The organism is Anabaenopsis elenkinii CCIBt3563 (assembly GCF_015245355.1).
GTDB lineage: Bacteria > Cyanobacteriota > Cyanobacteriia > Cyanobacteriales > Nostocaceae > Anabaenopsis > Anabaenopsis elenkinii.
This window is the reverse complement of record NZ_CP063311.1, coordinates 1,442,511-1,458,925: the sequence shown is the minus strand read 5'-3', so window position 1 is coordinate 1,458,925 and position 16,415 is coordinate 1,442,511. Positions and strand designations below refer to the sequence as shown.

Here is a 16,415-nt window from a genome sequence, read left to right as displayed (position 1 = left end):
TCGTACCCAATTAGGGTGTTACTCGTAAATTTTAAATATGAGGGGAAATAGGGTGGTTAGAAGACCACCCTTAAATTTACTTTTTTTATAAAGTAACAACTAGTTACCTATTGAGCACAAATATCTCTTTCAATCAAAGATAAAAATGATAGTGGTTGGCTCATATTAGCAGCAAAGCCCAGAATTCCTCGGTCTCGATGTTCGTAAACTAACTGGCCTTTTGTGTCAAACAGAAAAGTTCCACCGCGCTGAGTTAAATAGGCAGAATCAGGTACATAACTATGCCAATTTTTCAGCACTTCCATCATATTACGTAGGCGTAGGGTAGCTAATTCAAAAGGACGTTGAAAACCACTCCCCCCTGCTAATTGGAAAAACGAGCCTTGAAAAGCAGGTAGAGGAGTAGCTTGAATAATTTCATCATCCTTGATCAGTTGAGGGGCTTGGCGATCTCCCTTGTATCCGCGAAAAACTTCCGCCAGGGTTCCCGGACTTCCAATCCCAGCACACATCAATAGCAGATTTAGCCAAGCTTTTTGAGACTGAGAAAGTCCGGGTAGAGACACATTCAGACCAGAATAAAGATTGAGTTGACAATGTAATTCTGCATTCGGTTCAACAAATAAATTTTCAGGCGGAAATCCTGTATATTCACAGAATTTTTTTCCAGAGCCTAAGTTACCAATTCCCACAGCACGAATAGCGAGTTTTTTATCTGCCAACTGTTCAGCTGCTCGCTGTAACCACCACGCATATTCCAGACTATCAAAATCCCCAAGTTGCGGCCAGACTAAAATAAGGATATGTGAGGCAGTCTCGCAATTTTCTAAAAGCGATCGCATCATGCCATCACTAACACGCTGACGTTTGGTCTGATTAAAAATAGCGTAGGGATTCATCAGAAGGTATTAACTGCTGTTTAGCTCAATTTTACCCCAATTTATCAATATTTATGTTGATTTTAGAAGGTATCACGAGTAAAAGGTTTTTCTATAGTATCTGTGGCTTGCGTATCAAATAGAGAAAGTTGTTTAACATAATTTTTATTTTTAGGCAAAAAATTAGATAAATTATGCTGTTTTAATAATCTATCTTCTAAACAGTCATGTGATTCTAAATCACCATTTTTATGAATATGATTAATTTGTAAATCTGTCTTTTTCAAATGTGGACAAACCAAAATAGCTCTATGGCAAACAATAGGGTCTTGTTCAGCACACATTAAAGTAATTTGATATTGTTTAGCACCTTGGATGAGACGATTTAACCCAGTTGCAAAACCTTTTGTTGCACTAATTAAATCATAAGGAGCCATACCATCTACATAACAACTTGGCTCATCAGGACGAGCGCCTAAATTATCACCCAGGCTGACATAGGCAATATCTACAGATGCGAGGGATTTTTGCAAAGCAGCTTGATTGAAATGTGGAAATCTGCGGCTATAAGGGCTAGAGCGGACATCTGCTACAGCAGTAATTCCATGTTGCTGCAAAAGTGCAATAAAATTTTCAATTGAATGATTGGAGTGTCCAATCGTGAACATTTTCATAAATTCTGATACTGTTTGAGTAATGGACAAATTTCCCAGTATAATACCAGAATAAAAAAGCGGGCTAACCGCTCATGATGTGGTTAACCCGTTCAGCTTTGGGAACGCGCTGAGAAATATTTATTGCAATACCAACTTGACATTGGCGTTTTGCAGACCGCGTTGTTTGACTTCGGACAAGGTTTTGTTAACAGCGTACTTTTGGTTGATGGAGTTGATTAACTCGGTTTGGTTGTGCTTCTTAGCAACGCCCCACAGGTCAGCAATCAGGTCAAAGGAACCATCGCTATTGCGGGACCAGCCTAGATCATATTCACCTTCCAAAACAGCTACGATGTCGGAACGAACGCGCTGGCCATTGTAACCACGTACATCAGCTTCAGTCTTTACGGTGATGCCTAAGTCGCGTAAAGAAGATTTGAGGATTTCAGCATCGGTGATTTTGGTACGCAGAGTGCTAAAATGAGACATTTGGGTTTCCTCCAGTGAGAAGAGTAAGAAAAAAGACAACGGTTTTTTTCGGTAAGCCGCGCTGATGGAAATGCGACTTTTTCTCTTGGCTGCTAGCTTGGCGGCTAGCCTTTACCCCTGGTGTGAGCAGGGGAAAGCTTTTAAAACTCCAGGCGCTGATATTCAGCAACGGAGGCTGCGGCGGGGCGTGCGCGCTGTCTAGCCCAATCTCTCAGGGCTGTTACTTGTTCTTGCATCGTCCGAGACAACGGCAGAGTCGCTTTTAGTGCAGCAATAATATCTAATTGTGTGAACTCGCGGTCTTGGGCAAAGGCTTCATACATCGCCGCCACAAGTGCTTGTTCAATTTCTGCCCCCGAGAAGCCGTCAGACATCTTGGCTAACTGCTCAAGATCGAATCGCGAAATGTCTTCACGACGCTTGGTGAGGTGGATTTTGTAAATCTCCTGGCGTTCTTCGGTTGTGGGCAGATCCACAAAGAAAATTTCATCAAAACGTCCTTTCCGTAAGAATTCTCCTGGTAAGCGTTCCACTCGGTTAGCAGTGGCCATGACGAAAACTGGAGATTTCTTATCTTGCATCCATGTCAGGAAAGAACCAAAGATTCTACTTGATGTACCCCCATCGGAGTCAGATGAACCTGAGCTACCCGCAAAGGATTTGTCTAACTCGTCTATGAACAGAATCGCTGGAGAGATAGATTCTGCTGTTTTTAGGGCATTACGTAAATTAGCTTCACTTCGTCCCACCATTGAGCCGTCATATACCCGCCCCATATCTAGGCGTAATAATGGCAAACCCCACAGTCGGGAGGTAGTTTTGGCAATTAGGGACTTACCGCAACCAGGAACACCAAGGATTAACATTCCCTTCGGTTGGGGTAAACCATACTCTCTCGCCCTTTCTGTAAAGGCATTAGAGCGCTGTTTTAGCCACCTTTTTAGTTCTTCTAAGCCACCTACAGCATCAATAGTTTCATCTTCTTCGATGTACTCTAAAATACCATTGCGCCGAATAAGTTGCTTTTTCTCAGATAGAACTATATCTACTTCCTCTTCCGTCAGGCGACCTGTAGTTACTTGTGCCTTACGGTATACTTTCTCAGATTCGTCTTTGGTTAAACCTAAAGCGGCTCTGAGGAGCTTTTCTCTCGCCTCGGTTGTCAGTCGTCGCCCCCGATTTTGCTCTAAATGGTAGGTTAATACTTTGTTTAACTCCGCCATGTCTGGCAATTGGAAGTCAATAACTACAACTTCTTTCTCTAGCTCAATGGGAACCTGTTGCACAGGTGACATCAAGATGATGTTCTTGTGCATTCCCTTAAAGCTGGCGATCGCATCACGTAACGACCTTGTTGTCGCTGGCGCATCAATAAACGGATGTAAGTCTTTAAGAATAAATATACCAGGTTCCTTCTGTCGGATTATCCACTCAACTGCCGCCTCTGGGGAAACAGTATTGTGTTGAGTGACGTTCCGGGGTTGCCCATATTCCACGATGCCGTGAGTTACTGTCCAGACGTAGACGCGGCGTTGGGGCTTTAATATTTGGGCGATTGTGGAAATTGCCTGTTCCGCCCGCTCTTCCTCGGAGGTCACAAGGTAGATTAGAGGATATTGAGCTTGAATTAGAATACTGAGCTCTTCTTTCATACAATCGACCTACTTGAGACCTTATACAGTAAAGACATCGTTTTTTGGTTGTGGCAACAGCAGAATTATGAATTGTTCATTCATCATTCTTACCTAGCAGGGAACCAATTCTCCCTCACCCTTGGGATGAGTTTCATCTTTTTCCATTTCATCAATGGGTAGATGCTCTCTGATTATTCCTGGCTGATTGCCCATGGCAATCAGTTCTCCATCACGTAAGACCAATGAACTGTCACAATCTGGGCAGGAATAAATTCGGTGTGTTCGTCCATAAACAGAAGCTTCAACTTCCTCCACTAATTCTGAGTTAGTTAGGTAGAAGACTAGGGCCCGTTCGGCAAGTTCAGACATCGGTTCGGAATCAATAGCTGAACGAATCTTCAGTTTTTTGTGAACTTCTGGCGACAGATACAAAGTAACCTTTTGCTTAGCTTGCATATAACTCTTTGACGGCCTTACCCGGGTATGTATATCACCTTATCGATTGGTTTATCGGTTGTCAAGACGTTAAAACGTTTTGACGGTATTTTTGTTACATTTATTTACATTTTGTGGTTCAAGACCGATCATTTGTGCCACAACATTGCCTACTAGTGGGGTGGGAATCCCCGGATGTCAAAGAATCCAACTGTGAATTTTCAATTGTTTAATAGGCCTCATCCCCATCATCCTGATGAATTTCCAGCCCAGAGTCACTAATTTTTACCAGAATGATCGTGAATAAGGTACAGAAACCTGATAGATTTAGCTATCAGCGAGTAAAAACTGGTGAAGATGAAAGTCCTGGTTATTGGTGGTGATGGATATTGCGGTTGGGCAACTGCACTTTACCTTTCCAACCGAGGTTATGACGTTGGAATTTTAGATAGTTTGGTGCGGCGGCACTGGGATAATGAATTGGGTCTGGAAACTCTAACTCCCATCGCACCAATTCAGCAACGCCTCCAGCGCTGGCAAGATTTGACAGGTAAATCTATCGACCTATTCATTGGCGATATTACTAATTACGAATTTCTCAAGAAAGTTCTACACCAATTTGAACCAAACGCTCTAGTGCATTTTGGTGAACAACGATCAGCGCCTTTCTCCATGATTGACCGAGAACACGCAGTTCTCACCCAAGTCAACAACGTAGTCGGGACACTAAATCTGCTCTACGCCATGCGAGAAGATTTCCCGGATTGCCACATGGTAAAACTGGGAACAATGGGCGAATATGGTACACCTAATATCGATATCGAAGAGGGGTACATCACCATTGAACACAACGGGCGGAAAGATACCCTACCGTATCCGAAGCAACCGGGTTCTATGTACCACCTCAGCAAAGTTCATGATAGTCACAATATCAACTTTGCTTGCCGCACCTGGGGATTAAGGGCTACAGACCTGAATCAAGGGATAGTTTATGGCGTTCTCACCGAAGAAACGGGAATGGACGAAATGTTAATTAATCGCCTTGATTATGATGGCGTGTTTGGAACAGCACTAAATCGTTTCTGTATCCAAGCTGCCATCGCCCACCCCCTCACCGTCTACGGTAAGGGTGGACAAACTCGGGGCTTCTTAGATATTCGGGATACAGTGCGATGTATTGAACTGGCGATCGCTAACCCAGCAGCACCAGGTGAATTCCGGGTATTTAACCAATTTACTGAACTATTCAGCATTGGTGACCTGGCATTAATGGTGAAAAAAGCTGGGAATGCCATAGGACTGAATGTAGAAATCAATCACCTGGATAACCCCAGAGTCGAAAAAGAAGAACACTACTTCAACGCCAAAAATACCAAACTGCTGGACTTAGGTTTACAGCCTCACTATCTGTCTGACTCCTTACTTGATTCTCTATTAAACTTTGCCGTCAAGTATCAACAACGAGTCGATCACCAGCAAATTCTGCCCAAGGTGTCTTGGCACAGAAATTAACTGCCAGTCTACATCCAAAGGTCATTAATTATACACTTGGTGAAGTGGGCATCTTGCCCACTTCTACCTAGCAGGGCCGACTGACCATAAAGCCTGCATACCCACCAGACCGAAGGTTTGGGTAATTGATAGCAATCCAAAAGCATCTGGGATTATCTGCTTATCTAGTTTTTTATGAGAATCGCCCTATTTACTGAAACCTTTCTCCCGAAAATTGACGGCATAGTCACGCGCCTGCGCCATACTGTAGACCATCTCCAGCGCCGGGGCGACCAAGTGCTAGTGTTTGCCCCTGATGGTGGGATCACTGAACACAAAGGAGCCAAAGTTTACGGCGTGAGTGGTTTTCCGCTGCCATTGTATCCAGAGCTAAAAATGGCCCTACCCCGTCCCGCCATTGGTTCTGCTTTAGAACAATTTCAGCCAGATATTATTCATGTCGTCAATCCAGCTGTCTTAGGACTAGCGGGAATTTTTTATAGTAAGATCCTCAAAATACCATTAGTAGCTTCTTACCACACCCATTTACCTCAATATCTCCAGCATTATGGTTTGGGAATGCTAGAAGGTTTTCTGTGGGAATTGCTCAAGGGTGCTCACAATCAAGCCGCTTTGAATCTTTGTACCTCCACGGCGATGATGAGAGAACTCACAGGACACGGTATTGAAAGGGTCAAGGTCTGGCAGAGAGGTGTAGATACAGAATTATTTCATCCTGATTTAGCTACTGGGGAAATGCGATCGCGTTTATCTCAAAATCACCCAGACAGTCCCTTGCTGCTCTATGTCGGTCGTCTGTCCGCCGAAAAGGAAATTGAGCGTATCAAGCCCATATTAAAAGCCATTCCCGATGCCCGATTGGCATTAGTAGGTGATGGTCCCCACCGTCAAGAATTAGAAAACCATTTTGCCGACACTCCCACCCATTTTGTCGGATATCTCATGGGGCAAGAATTAGGTTCTGCCTTTGCTAGCGCTGATGCCTTTATTTTTCCCTCTCGTACAGAAACACTAGGTCTGGTGCTACTAGAAGCAATGGCCGCTGGTTGTCCAGTAGTCGCAGCCCGCTCCGGGGGGATTCCTGATATTGTCACGGATGGTATCAATGGCTATCTTTTTGACCCTACAGCAGATGTTCAAGATGCCATTAATGCTACTGTCCGCCTCCTAGAACACAAACAAGAACGAGAGGTAATCCGTCACAACGCCCGTCGAGAAGCAGAAAAATGGGGGTGGTCAGCTGCCACCTGTCAACTACAAGATTACTATCAAAAGGTGCTTTTCTCACAGAAACTGACAAAAGTAGCCTAAACAGAGAAGTTTTACAACCCCTGGTTGACATCTGGTCTCATCACCACCAGACACCAGCCCCCAACTCTGGGGATGGTATCTGGAAGATTATGGTAATACCGTCCTCCTACTTGTACTCTTTCAGCTGTTAGTTTCCCCATCATCCTGTTTAAAGGGACTTTTACCAATTTGCAGTTGTTTTTTGGTTTGTTTGAGCTGCTTCCACAAAGCTTTGATTTGTTCATAAGCTTCTTCTGGGGTGATCTTTCCACCTGTCTCTAAATTACATATGTAACTGATACGTTGGGCAAATTCCTGTAAATTCGCATTAAAAACCAAGTTTTCCGGCTTGACATGACCATAGTAGCGTCCACGAGGATAGAGAAAATCATCTTTGTTCATTATTTTTTCTCGATTTATATAAATACTACTTATGTTGTGTAGATTTCTCAGCCATAAATTCTTTAACTGTATACCACACAACCTTTTTATTCTTTTAAGCTTCCCGGGTTTAAAATCATGGAGGTTTTTTCTACTTGAAAGTTTTTCATATAACTAAATAATTAACTCCCCTGAGATTTTGCTGCCAGACCCAATTAGTTTATATTAAAACCTTAATCATAATGGGGTAATACAAGAAATGGTTAATTATACTTTTGGCAAAAAACTGTATAGACATTTACGCCTTATATTCGTTAATTGAGGTAAGTTATGGCGGACAAAATTCCCAACCCACAAGATTTTTAAGATTAATACTTGTAGCTCATATACCTGTGATCTACAGTATTTACTTAATTGACAAAATATGATCACCTTATTTCCCAACAGTTGAGAATTAATTTCATTTAATTATGATTAAACAGTAAACTAGATTTTGTCAATTGACCACATATTTTATTCAGCGTGCGTAAAATTCCCTCCCCTCCTGGGTGGCGATGTCAGCGCCGTAAAATAACAAAAATCTATGATTTTTATGATTTTATATTACCCCTGTGGGTAACTTCCTCAGTTCCTTGTTTATGAGTCTCGATCTACCACTTTACCGCATCTTGGGAGACTCCACCAATAGATTAGAGGAGTCAAACGTGTCATCACTTCACATACCTGTTCGACGGATAAATCGCCATTCCAGATGCCATTGTCAAAAACGAACTATACCTAACTCCCTACCAATGGTAGATATTCAACAACAAAAGATAAGATAGTTAAGCCTGAAAGGTTGAAAACTAACCACTGCCTACAACTTTATCTCACATCATGTCTGTTTATCCCCAGTTATACGAAGGCAAAGCTAAAATTCTCTATGCCACGGACGAGCCAGAAGTCTTGTTAGCTGATTTTAAAGATGATGCCACGGCTTTTAATGCCCAGAAACGTGGTAGTATTACCAACAAGGGAAAAATTAACTGTAGCATTTCTAGCCAGATATTTCAGCAGCTAGAAAAGAAAGGTATAAGAACACACTACATAGACAGCCCGCAACCGCACCAAATGCGAGTCAAGTCCGTAAAGATTGTCCCACTAGAAGTAGTGGTGAGAAATATTGCCGCAGGTAGTCTGTGTCAGCAAACAGGATTGCCAATAGGTACAGTGCTCAAACAACCTTTAGTGGAATTTTACTACAAAAATGACGGGTTAGGAGATCCACTGTTAACACGCGATCGCCTATTGCTCTTAGAACTAGCCACACCGGAACAAGTAGAGACAATTCACAATCTAGCATTGCAAGTCAACGAATTTCTCCGCGAATTTTGGCAGCAGTGCGGTATTACCCTAGTAGACTTCAAACTAGAATTTGGTTTGGATTCAAAACAGGAGATACTCTTGGCAGATGAAATTAGCCCTGACACCTGCCGTTTATGGAATACAGGCGAGACAGATCCTAACTTGAGAGTCATGGATAAAGACCGTTTCCGCCGGGACTTAGGCAATGTAGAAAATGCTTACCAGGAGGTATTACAAAGAGTGCTAAAAGCAGTAGAAACTAACAACTTGAAATAGTGAAAAGTAAAAAGTCAGAATCAATAGTTTTTGACTGATACTTTGTCAAGGATCAGTAAATAGGCAATAGCAAGCAACTTAATTTTCACCTGAGATATTTTGCATAAGAGCATAATTGCCAAAGTACTGGTGTGTGGATGTAATAGCTTGTGTGGCGTAGCCATAGAGGAATTGAAATAACATGCGTTTATCTCCGGTATGGGTGGCATTTGTAGCAGTTGCAGCGCCATTAGGCATCTGTGAGAGTGCAAATGCCCAAAGCATTAATAATTCAGAACAGACAACAGAGGTTTTTAGCTCTGGGTTCAATCAGCAGTCAGCAATTGAAACCAAAAATCAGTCTTTTGTCACGGTTGCTCCCGTCAAATCATCCCAGAAGACAACACCAGAAGTAATTGTCCCCACCTTAACAACCCTGGAAATTGATTCGGTTCGGGAAATTTCCCCCCCAGTACTCACCGCTCAAACTACTCCCAGTCAGCCAAATTCCAATACCCCAACCGCAGAAACTCGCGTACTGATATCAGAAGTAGTGGTCAGACCAGAAGTAGGACAACTAACACCGCAACTGGAAAGGCAAGTTTACAGCGTCATTCGTACCCAACCAGGTCGGACAATAACCAGATCTCAACTGCAAGAAGATATTAATGCCATCTTTGCCACTGGGTTGTTTGCCAACGTTGAAGCAGTGCCAGAAGATACACCTATAGGCGTGAGGGTAAGCTTTATTGTCCAACTCAACCCCGTACTCACCCAAGTACAAGTACAAGCTAATCCGGGAACTGATGTTCCCTCCGCACTACCTCCCAGCACAGTGGATGAGGTCTTTGGTGAGCAATATGGTCAAATCCTCAACCTGCGAGACTTCCAAGCAGGTATCCAGCGGTTAATCCAAAAGTATCAAGAACAAGGTTACGTATTAGCTAACCTGATTGGCTCACCACAAATTTCGGAAACCGGAATTGTCACCCTGCAAATAGCCGAAGGGGTAGTAGAAAATATTCAAGTCCGCTTCCGCGATCGCGAAGGTCGGGAGATAGATGAAAAGGGAGAACCAATTCGGGGCAGAACCCAAGAATATATAATTACCCGAGAACTGAAGTTAACTCCCGGAGAAGTATTTAACCGGGACATAGTACAAACAGACCTCCAGAGAGTATTTGGACTCGGGCTATTTGAAGATGTCAACATATCTCTTGACCCTGGTACTGACCCTAGTCAGGTACAAGTAATAGTGAACGTAGCCGAACGTGCTACTGGTTCGGTGGCCGCCGGAGCCGGGTTTAGTTCAGCCAGTGGATTATTTGGTACAGTAAGTTATCAGCAGCAAAACCTAAGAGGAAGAAACCAAAACCTAGGTGCGGAACTACAGCTAGGACAACGGGAACTACTGTTTGATCTGCGGTTTACAGACCCCTGGATTGCCGGTGATCCTTACAGAACCTCTTATACAACCAATGTTTTTCGCCGTAGTTCGATTTCACTGATTTTTGATGGCAAAGATGAGAATATTAGGACATTGCCACAAGAAGGTCAAAGCAACGGCGATCGACCTCGTGTTCTCCGTCTAGGGGGTGGTATTAATTTCAATCGCCCCCTATCTGCCGATCCCCATGAAAGAGCAGAATGGAGCGCTTCAGCCGGATTCCAGTATCAAAGAATTTCCACCCGTGATGCTGATGGTAATATCAGACCAGAAGGAGCCGTATTCCAGGAAGGAACACCCGGGGAAACAGTTCCTCTGAGCTTGACTGCCCAAGGAGAAGATGACTTAGTGCTATTACAACTAGGGGCACAGCGCGACCTGCGTAATAACCGATTGCAACCAACAGCAGGTTCCTTACTCCGCTTTGGGGTAGACCAGTCCGTACCAGTGGGACTAGGTAACATTTTTCTAACTAGACTGCGAGCTAACTATAGCCAATACTTACCTGTACAATTCACCAACTTTGCCCCTGGAGCACAAACCCTAGCCTTTAACGTCCAAGGCGGTACAATTCTTGGTGACTTACCTCCCTATGAAGCCTTTACCCTAGGGGGTAGCAACTCTGTTCGGGGTTACGAAGAAGGAGCCTTGACCAGTGGGCGCAGTTACGTACAAGCATCTGTTGAATATCGCTTCCCTGTGTTCTCAGTAGTGAGCGGCGCACTGTTTGCGGATGTCGGTAGTGACTTAGGAACCACAACCCGGGCGGCTAACGTCCTCAACAAAAACGGTACTGGCTACGGCTATGGTTTGGGTGTGCGTGTACAATCACCACTAGGCCCGATTCGTATTGACTACGGCATTAATGATGACGGCGATAGCCGCATCAATTTTGGCATTGGTGAAAGGTTTTAAAAGTCCACAGTGACTTGACGAGGCACTTGCTAATTTTGGCATTTGCCTCAATACTGTTCCGATAATAAGGGTCATCGCCAAAACTACAAATGAATCATCATATATTAACTTTTAGCTCATGGAACAGCACACCATAGGCAGAGAAATCACTCAAACTGGAGTGGGACTGCATAGTGGTGTGAGTACCCATGTACGTATATTGCCAGCTCCAGCTGGGAGTGGGCGGCACTTTGTGCGGGTGGATTTGCCAGATTTACCAATAATTCCAGCCCAAGTTACCGCCGTCAGTCAAACTCTGCTCTCTACTCAACTGGGTCAAGGTGAAACCAGCGTTCGCACAGTGGAGCACTTATTAGCAGCCCTGGCGGCTATGGGTGTGGATAACGCCCGCATTGAAATTGATGGACCAGAAGTACCACTATTAGACGGTTCAGCAAGGGTTTGGACTGACAGTATTACTCAAGTTGGCTTAGTATCGCAACGGATTAACAAACCAGTTCCCTCGGTGGTGAAACAACCCATCTGGATTTATGAAAATGATGCTTTTGCTTGCGCTCTCCCAGCATCAACAACCCGTTTTAGTTACGAGATTGATTTTGAACTTTCGGCTATTGGGAACCAATGGTACAGTTGGTCATTGAGTGACAACTTTGTCGGCGAAATTGCTCCAGCCCGTACTTTTGGGTTACTACACCAAATTGAATACTTACAAAAAATGGGGTTAATTAAAGGTGGTAGCTTGGATAACGCCCTTGTTTGTGGCTCAGAAGGTTGGGTAAATCCACCACTCAGGTTTGAAAATGAACCAGTTCGTCATAAGATATTAGATTTAGTAGGAGATTTGAGTTTATTGGGCAGTTTTCCCCAAGCTCATTTCTTAGCATATAAAGCCAGCCACAATTTACACATTCAACTGGCTCGGAAAATTTTAGAACTGGAATGGGATAAAGTCTAACATCTCAGATTTTCACCCATAACTACTTAATTCATTAATTACAAAGTCAACACAGCGCTAATGGCAATTGTCACCCAAGTGAATAGTCCCGACACTACCGCACCGGCTGAAATTAAAACTACATTTTCCTCTGAAGAAATTCAGAAAATGCTACCCCACCGTTACCCATTCTTACTGGTAGATAAAATCATTAACTATGTTCCGGAAAAACTGGCAGTAGGTGTTAAAAATATTACTGTCAATGAACCACAATTTCAGGGACATTTCCCAGAGCGTCCCCTGATGCCTGGAGTCCTAATTGTGGAAGCAATGGCACAGGTAGGGGGTATTATTCTCAAGCAATTACCAGGGTTTGAGGAGGGGCTATTCGTTTTTGCCGGTATCGATAAGGTGCGATTCCGTCGCCAGGTAGTCCCGGGAGATCAGCTAGTGATGACGGCAGAACTGTTATGGATAAAACAACGTCGCTTTGCTAAAGTACAAGCCCGTGCTGAGGTGGATGGTCAACTTGCTACTGAAGGCGAATTGATGTTTTCTCGAATTAACTAATCAGCTGTCGGGTGGGTAAAGCCCTGGTTGACTTCATAGTTCGACTTCCATAAATAACAAACATCATCCACTCTAGATTTTTGTTGCTCTTACACACAACTTGCTTTGCTCGACACTTTCGGCCACTGATTGTAGAAGCGCGATTAATCGCGTTTCTACACTTAAAAAAGTTCTGGAGATTCACCCTTGAAAACGCTTATTCATCCCACTGCTGTAATTCATCCTCAATCGGAACTTCACCCCACAGTGCAAGTCGGTGCCTATGCTGTGATTGGAGCTAATGTCAAAGTTGGCATGGAAACAATTATTGGCCCTCATGTCGTCCTAGAAGGTCCTTGTGAGATTGGAGCGCGAAATCAAATTTTTCCCGGTGCTGCTATCGGTATGGAACCCCAGGATCTCAAGTTTGTCGGCGAACCAACTTGGGTCAAAATTGGTGACAATAACTTAATTCGTGAGTATGTCACTATTAACCGTGCTACGGGGGCGGGTGAAGCTACGGTGATTGGCAATCATAACCTGTTAATGGCTTATGTACACGTAGCACATAACTGCATAATTGAAGACCATGTGATTATTCCCAACTCTGTAGCCTTGGCGGGCCATGTCCATATAGAGTCCCGCGCCAGGTTGGGCGGAGTTTTGGGTGTGCATCAATTTGTACGTATTGGTCAACATGCAATGGTCGGGGGAATGGCACGTATTGACCGTGATGTGCCTCCCTATATGTTGGTGGAGGGCAATCCTGCACGGGTGCGAACCCTGAATCTAGTAGGGTTAAAACGTTCTGGGATCAGCTCTGAGGATTTACAAGTTCTCAAAAAGGCGTTTCGCCTTCTCTATCGCTCTGGCTTAAGTTTTAAGGAGGCTTTAGAAGCACTCGAACAACTGGGAGAGACTGAACAACTGCAGTCCCTGCGTCGTTTTCTCCTACTTTCTCAAATGCCAGGAAGACGTGGGTTAATTCCTGGTAAGAGAAAAAACAGCGCCAATGATGAATCTTGAATTTATACAGCTTTTATTGGGGTGAGGTAGATAAGACAATATACCCACCCCGGAATATTTTTCTAATTCATAGCAGTGTCTCTATTCCTTAAGTATACTGTATCTTATGAGTATAAGATAACTAGTCAGGTCTCCGTTGTTAAATATTAATTTTTACTAATTATCAAATGCGTATATTTATCAGCACAGGGGAAGTATCCGGGGATTTGCAAGGTTCATTGCTGATTCAGGCAATCAAGCGTCAATCCGTTGGTTTAACATTAGAAATTGTGGCTCTGGGTGGGGAAAAAATGGCAGCCCAGGGGGCTACTATTTTGGGTAAAACTACTGGTATTGGTTCGATGGGTTTGGTGGAATCTTTGCCTTATATTTTCCCTACTATTCAGGTACAACGTCAAGCGATCGCTTTTTTGCAACAATACCCCCCTGATTTAGTCATATTAATTGATTATATGGGTCCTAATCTGGGCATTGGTACTTATATGCAAAAGCATTTACCACAGGTACCAGTAGTTTATTACATCGCTCCCCAAGAGTGGGTTTGGTCTATTGGTTTACGTAATACATCCCGCATTGTCAGCTTTACAGATAAACTCTTGGCTATCTTCCCAGAAGAAGCTCGTTATTTTCGCGAGAATGGCGCACAAGTGCAGTGGGTTGGTCACCCCCTCGTTGACCGTATGCAAGATGCACCCAGTCGCTCACTAGCTCGGGCTAAATTGCAAATTCCACCGGCACAAAAGGCGATCGCACTCCTCCCCGCTTCTCGTCATCAAGAGTTAAAATACCTCTTACCAGTAATTTTTCAAGCTGCTCAAACTATTCAAGCTCAATTACCAGAAGTCCATTTTTGGATTCCCTTATCTCTGGAAGCTTACAGACAGCCCATAGAAGCAGCTATTCAACGTTATGGTTTGCGGGCGACAATTCTGTGCGATCAACAAAAAGAACTATTTGCCGCCGCTGATCTGGCTATCACTAAATCTGGTACAGTCAACCTAGAACTGGCTTTATTAAATCTTCCCCAAGTTGTGGTTTATCGCCTCAATCCCTTGACTGTTTGGATTGCTCGCAACATTCTTAAAGGTTCTATACCTTTCGCTTCACCAGTTAATTTAGTGGTGATGAAACCAATTGTACCAGAATTCCTACAAGAGCAAGCCACACCGGAAAATATTGTCCAAGCATCTCTGGAATTACTCTTAAATCCTGAGCGCCGACAGCAAACTTTAGCAGATTATACCCAAATGCGTCAGCTTTTGGGGGAAGTAGGTGTCTGCGATCGCGCAGCTGCTGAGATTTTGCAAATGTTACCGGCGAAAGTTTAGATTTTAAGGCTTACATGGAAAAAAATTACCAACAACGACCCATCGCCGTCGATTTATTTGCTGGTGCTGGGGGTATGACCCTCGGTTTTGAACAAGCTGGCTTTGATGTATTAGCATCTGTAGAAATCGACCCTATCCACTGTGCAACCCACGAGTTTAATTTTCCTTTTTGGAGTATTTTATGTCAGCCTATTGAAGAAACTACCAGTCAACATATTAGACAAAATTCGGCTATTGGTAATCAAGAAATTGATGTCGTTTTTGGTGGTCCGCCCTGTCAGGGATTCTCATTAATAGGTAAACGTTCTTTTCAAGACCCTAGAAATTCCTTAGTATTTCATTACATTAGATTAGTATTAGCACTCCAGCCCAAGTTTTTTGTCATGGAAAATGTCAAAGGAATGACTGCGGGAAAACATCAAGAATTTATTGCACAAATTATTAATGAATTTGAGACTAATGGTTATCAAGTTAGGCAAAAATATCAGGTTTTAAATTCTGCCCATTTTGGAGTTCCCCAAAATCGCGAACGGTTATTTATTCTCGGTTGTCGTCATGATTTAGAATTACCAAATTATCCAGACCCCATTACTCAACCAGCTAAACAAAAGAAATCAGGATTCTCTCATCAATTAAACTTAACTCCTACAGTGTGGGATGCACTGCAAGATTTACCAGAGATTGAAAAATATGATCAATTATATCAACGTGATTGGGTAGTTGCAGAGTTGGGAAAGCCGAGTGATTACGGTCTATTACTACGTGGTTTAAATTCTACAAATAATGACTCTGGATATCAACGTCACTATGAATCTACAATCTTGACCTCCAGTTTAAGAACAAAGCATAGTTTAGAGTCTATGACCAGATTTGCAGCTACACCTGCTGGTACAACCGAAAAAATTAGCCGTTTCTATAAACTCGACCCCCAAGGAATTTGTAATACTCTCAGAGCAGGTACACCCAGCAACCGCGGAGCTTTTACCTCCCCTAGACCTATACATCCTTTTCTACCCAGATGTATTACTGTGCGGGAAGCAGCGCGGTTACATTCTTATCCTGATTGGTTTAGGTTTCATTGCACAAAATGGCACGGATTTAGACAGATAGGTAATTCTGTTCCTCCTTTATTAGCTAAAGCTGTGGGCTTAGAAATTATTAAATCTTTAGATGTCAAGTTAGATAAACCCACAAAAATACAAGATTTAGGAGATGAAAGGTTACTTAATTTGGATATGACAGCAGCAGCTAAATATTACGGTGTTGATTCCCAGATAATACAGCCGAGAAAAAGAAGCGAATACTCAGATAAAAACTAATATTCCCACAAAACTTATATTTG

The 16,415-nt window shown here is 43.2% G+C and carries 15 protein-coding genes; 9 read left to right on the top strand and 6 right to left on the bottom strand.

What is annotated here, in order from left to right; genetic code table 11:
• Nucleotides 1-107: 107 nt before the first annotated feature.
• The 5 genes from IM676_RS06605 to IM676_RS06585 all read right to left on the bottom strand — a co-directional run bounded on the left by IM676_RS06605 (nucleotide 108) and on the right by IM676_RS06585 (nucleotide 4,113).
• Entirely contained in the window at nucleotides 108-899 is a 792-nt protein-coding gene (locus tag IM676_RS06605; RefSeq protein WP_200989474.1) for a peroxiredoxin-like family protein, read from the bottom strand.
• A 62-nt stretch (nucleotides 900-961) separates the two neighbouring features.
• Nucleotides 962-1,582 (bottom strand): DUF488 domain-containing protein, encoded by a 621-nt coding sequence (locus IM676_RS06600; RefSeq protein WP_225880462.1) that lies wholly within the window; start codon nucleotides 1,580-1,582, stop codon nucleotides 962-964.
• Nucleotides 1,583-1,672: 90 nt separating this feature from the next.
• Entirely contained in the window at nucleotides 1,673-2,023 is a 351-nt protein-coding gene (locus tag IM676_RS06595; RefSeq protein WP_200989473.1) for a DUF1257 domain-containing protein, read from the bottom strand.
• A 140-nt stretch (nucleotides 2,024-2,163) separates the two neighbouring features.
• Nucleotides 2,164-3,675, bottom strand: a complete 1,512-nt coding sequence (gene ycf46, locus IM676_RS06590) for a stress-responsive protein Ycf46 (RefSeq protein WP_200989472.1) — start codon at nucleotides 3,673-3,675, stop codon at nucleotides 2,164-2,166.
• Nucleotides 3,676-3,768: 93 nt separating this feature from the next.
• Complete coding sequence (locus tag IM676_RS06585; protein WP_200989471.1) at nucleotides 3,769-4,113, bottom strand: hypothetical protein; 345 nt, start codon at nucleotides 4,111-4,113, stop codon at nucleotides 3,769-3,771.
• A 336-nt stretch (nucleotides 4,114-4,449) separates the two neighbouring features.
• Between IM676_RS06585 and IM676_RS06580 the strand changes: the two genes are divergently transcribed.
• Nucleotides 4,450-5,604, top strand: a complete 1,155-nt coding sequence (locus tag IM676_RS06580) for an NAD-dependent epimerase/dehydratase family protein (RefSeq protein ID WP_200990102.1) — start codon at nucleotides 4,450-4,452, stop codon at nucleotides 5,602-5,604.
• Between the two features lie 174 nt (nucleotides 5,605-5,778).
• On the top strand, nucleotides 5,779-6,915 hold the full coding sequence (locus IM676_RS06575) for a glycosyltransferase family 4 protein (protein WP_200989470.1): 1,137 nt from the start codon (nucleotides 5,779-5,781) through the stop codon (nucleotides 6,913-6,915).
• Nucleotides 6,916-7,035: 120 nt separating this feature from the next.
• Here the strand turns inward: IM676_RS06575 and IM676_RS06570 are convergent, their stop codons facing one another.
• Entirely contained in the window at nucleotides 7,036-7,296 is a 261-nt protein-coding gene (locus IM676_RS06570; RefSeq protein ID WP_200989469.1) for a DUF7219 family protein, read from the bottom strand.
• An 855-nt stretch (nucleotides 7,297-8,151) separates the two neighbouring features.
• On the opposite strand from IM676_RS06570, the gene purC reads away from it, so the two are divergent.
• The 7 genes from purC (at nucleotide 8,152) to IM676_RS06535 (ending at nucleotide 16,392) form a co-directional block, all read left to right on the top strand.
• Nucleotides 8,152-8,895 carry a phosphoribosylaminoimidazolesuccinocarboxamide synthase gene (purC, locus tag IM676_RS06565; protein WP_200989468.1) on the top strand — a complete coding sequence of 248 codons (744 nt, stop codon included), beginning with the start codon at nucleotides 8,152-8,154 and terminating at the stop codon, nucleotides 8,893-8,895.
• A gap of 181 nt (nucleotides 8,896-9,076) precedes the next feature.
• Nucleotides 9,077-11,236 carry a BamA/TamA family outer membrane protein gene (locus tag IM676_RS06560; protein ID WP_200989467.1) on the top strand — a complete coding sequence of 720 codons (2,160 nt, stop codon included), beginning with the start codon at nucleotides 9,077-9,079 and terminating at the stop codon, nucleotides 11,234-11,236.
• Nucleotides 11,237-11,354: 118 nt separating this feature from the next.
• Entirely contained in the window at nucleotides 11,355-12,191 is an 837-nt protein-coding gene (lpxC, locus tag IM676_RS06555) for a UDP-3-O-acyl-N-acetylglucosamine deacetylase (RefSeq protein ID WP_200989466.1), read from the top strand.
• Nucleotides 12,192-12,251: 60 nt separating this feature from the next.
• A complete protein-coding gene (fabZ, locus tag IM676_RS06550) occupies nucleotides 12,252-12,740 on the top strand; it encodes a 3-hydroxyacyl-ACP dehydratase FabZ (protein ID WP_200989465.1) in 489 nt (162 codons plus the stop codon).
• Between the two features lie 186 nt (nucleotides 12,741-12,926).
• Nucleotides 12,927-13,745 (top strand): acyl-ACP--UDP-N-acetylglucosamine O-acyltransferase, encoded by an 819-nt coding sequence (lpxA, locus tag IM676_RS06545; RefSeq protein WP_200989464.1) that lies wholly within the window; start codon nucleotides 12,927-12,929, stop codon nucleotides 13,743-13,745.
• A 167-nt stretch (nucleotides 13,746-13,912) separates the two neighbouring features.
• Nucleotides 13,913-15,073, top strand: a complete 1,161-nt coding sequence (gene lpxB, locus IM676_RS06540; RefSeq protein ID WP_200989463.1) for a lipid-A-disaccharide synthase — start codon at nucleotides 13,913-13,915, stop codon at nucleotides 15,071-15,073.
• A gap of 14 nt (nucleotides 15,074-15,087) precedes the next feature.
• Nucleotides 15,088-16,392 (top strand): DNA cytosine methyltransferase, encoded by a 1,305-nt coding sequence (locus tag IM676_RS06535; protein WP_200989462.1) that lies wholly within the window; start codon nucleotides 15,088-15,090, stop codon nucleotides 16,390-16,392.
• Nucleotides 16,393-16,415: the final 23 nt, after the last annotated feature.

Bases quoted from the DNA above. Each gene is read 5' to 3' on its own strand.
- IM676_RS06605 (WP_200989474.1), bottom strand. From the start codon at position 899: ATGAATCCCTACGCTATTTTTAATCAGACCAAACGTCAGCGTGTTAGT.
- IM676_RS06595 (WP_200989473.1), bottom strand. From the start codon at position 2,023: ATGTCTCATTTTAGCACTCTGCGTACCAAAATCACCGATGCTGAAATC.
- ycf46 (WP_200989472.1), bottom strand. From the start codon at position 3,675: ATGAAAGAAGAGCTCAGTATTCTAATTCAAGCTCAATATCCTCTAATC.
- IM676_RS06585 (WP_200989471.1), bottom strand. From the start codon at position 4,113: ATGCAAGCTAAGCAAAAGGTTACTTTGTATCTGTCGCCAGAAGTTCAC.
- IM676_RS06580 (WP_200990102.1), top strand. From the start codon at position 4,450: ATGAAAGTCCTGGTTATTGGTGGTGATGGATATTGCGGTTGGGCAACT.
- IM676_RS06575 (WP_200989470.1), top strand. From the start codon at position 5,779: ATGAGAATCGCCCTATTTACTGAAACCTTTCTCCCGAAAATTGACGGC.
- IM676_RS06570 (WP_200989469.1), bottom strand. From the start codon at position 7,296: ATGAACAAAGATGATTTTCTCTATCCTCGTGGACGCTACTATGGTCAT.
- purC (WP_200989468.1), top strand. From the start codon at position 8,152: ATGTCTGTTTATCCCCAGTTATACGAAGGCAAAGCTAAAATTCTCTAT.
- IM676_RS06560 (WP_200989467.1), top strand. From the start codon at position 9,077: ATGCGTTTATCTCCGGTATGGGTGGCATTTGTAGCAGTTGCAGCGCCA.
- lpxC (WP_200989466.1), top strand. From the start codon at position 11,355: ATGGAACAGCACACCATAGGCAGAGAAATCACTCAAACTGGAGTGGGA.
- fabZ (WP_200989465.1), top strand. From the start codon at position 12,252: ATGGCAATTGTCACCCAAGTGAATAGTCCCGACACTACCGCACCGGCT.
- lpxB (WP_200989463.1), top strand. From the start codon at position 13,913: ATGCGTATATTTATCAGCACAGGGGAAGTATCCGGGGATTTGCAAGGT.
- IM676_RS06535 (WP_200989462.1), top strand. From the start codon at position 15,088: ATGGAAAAAAATTACCAACAACGACCCATCGCCGTCGATTTATTTGCT.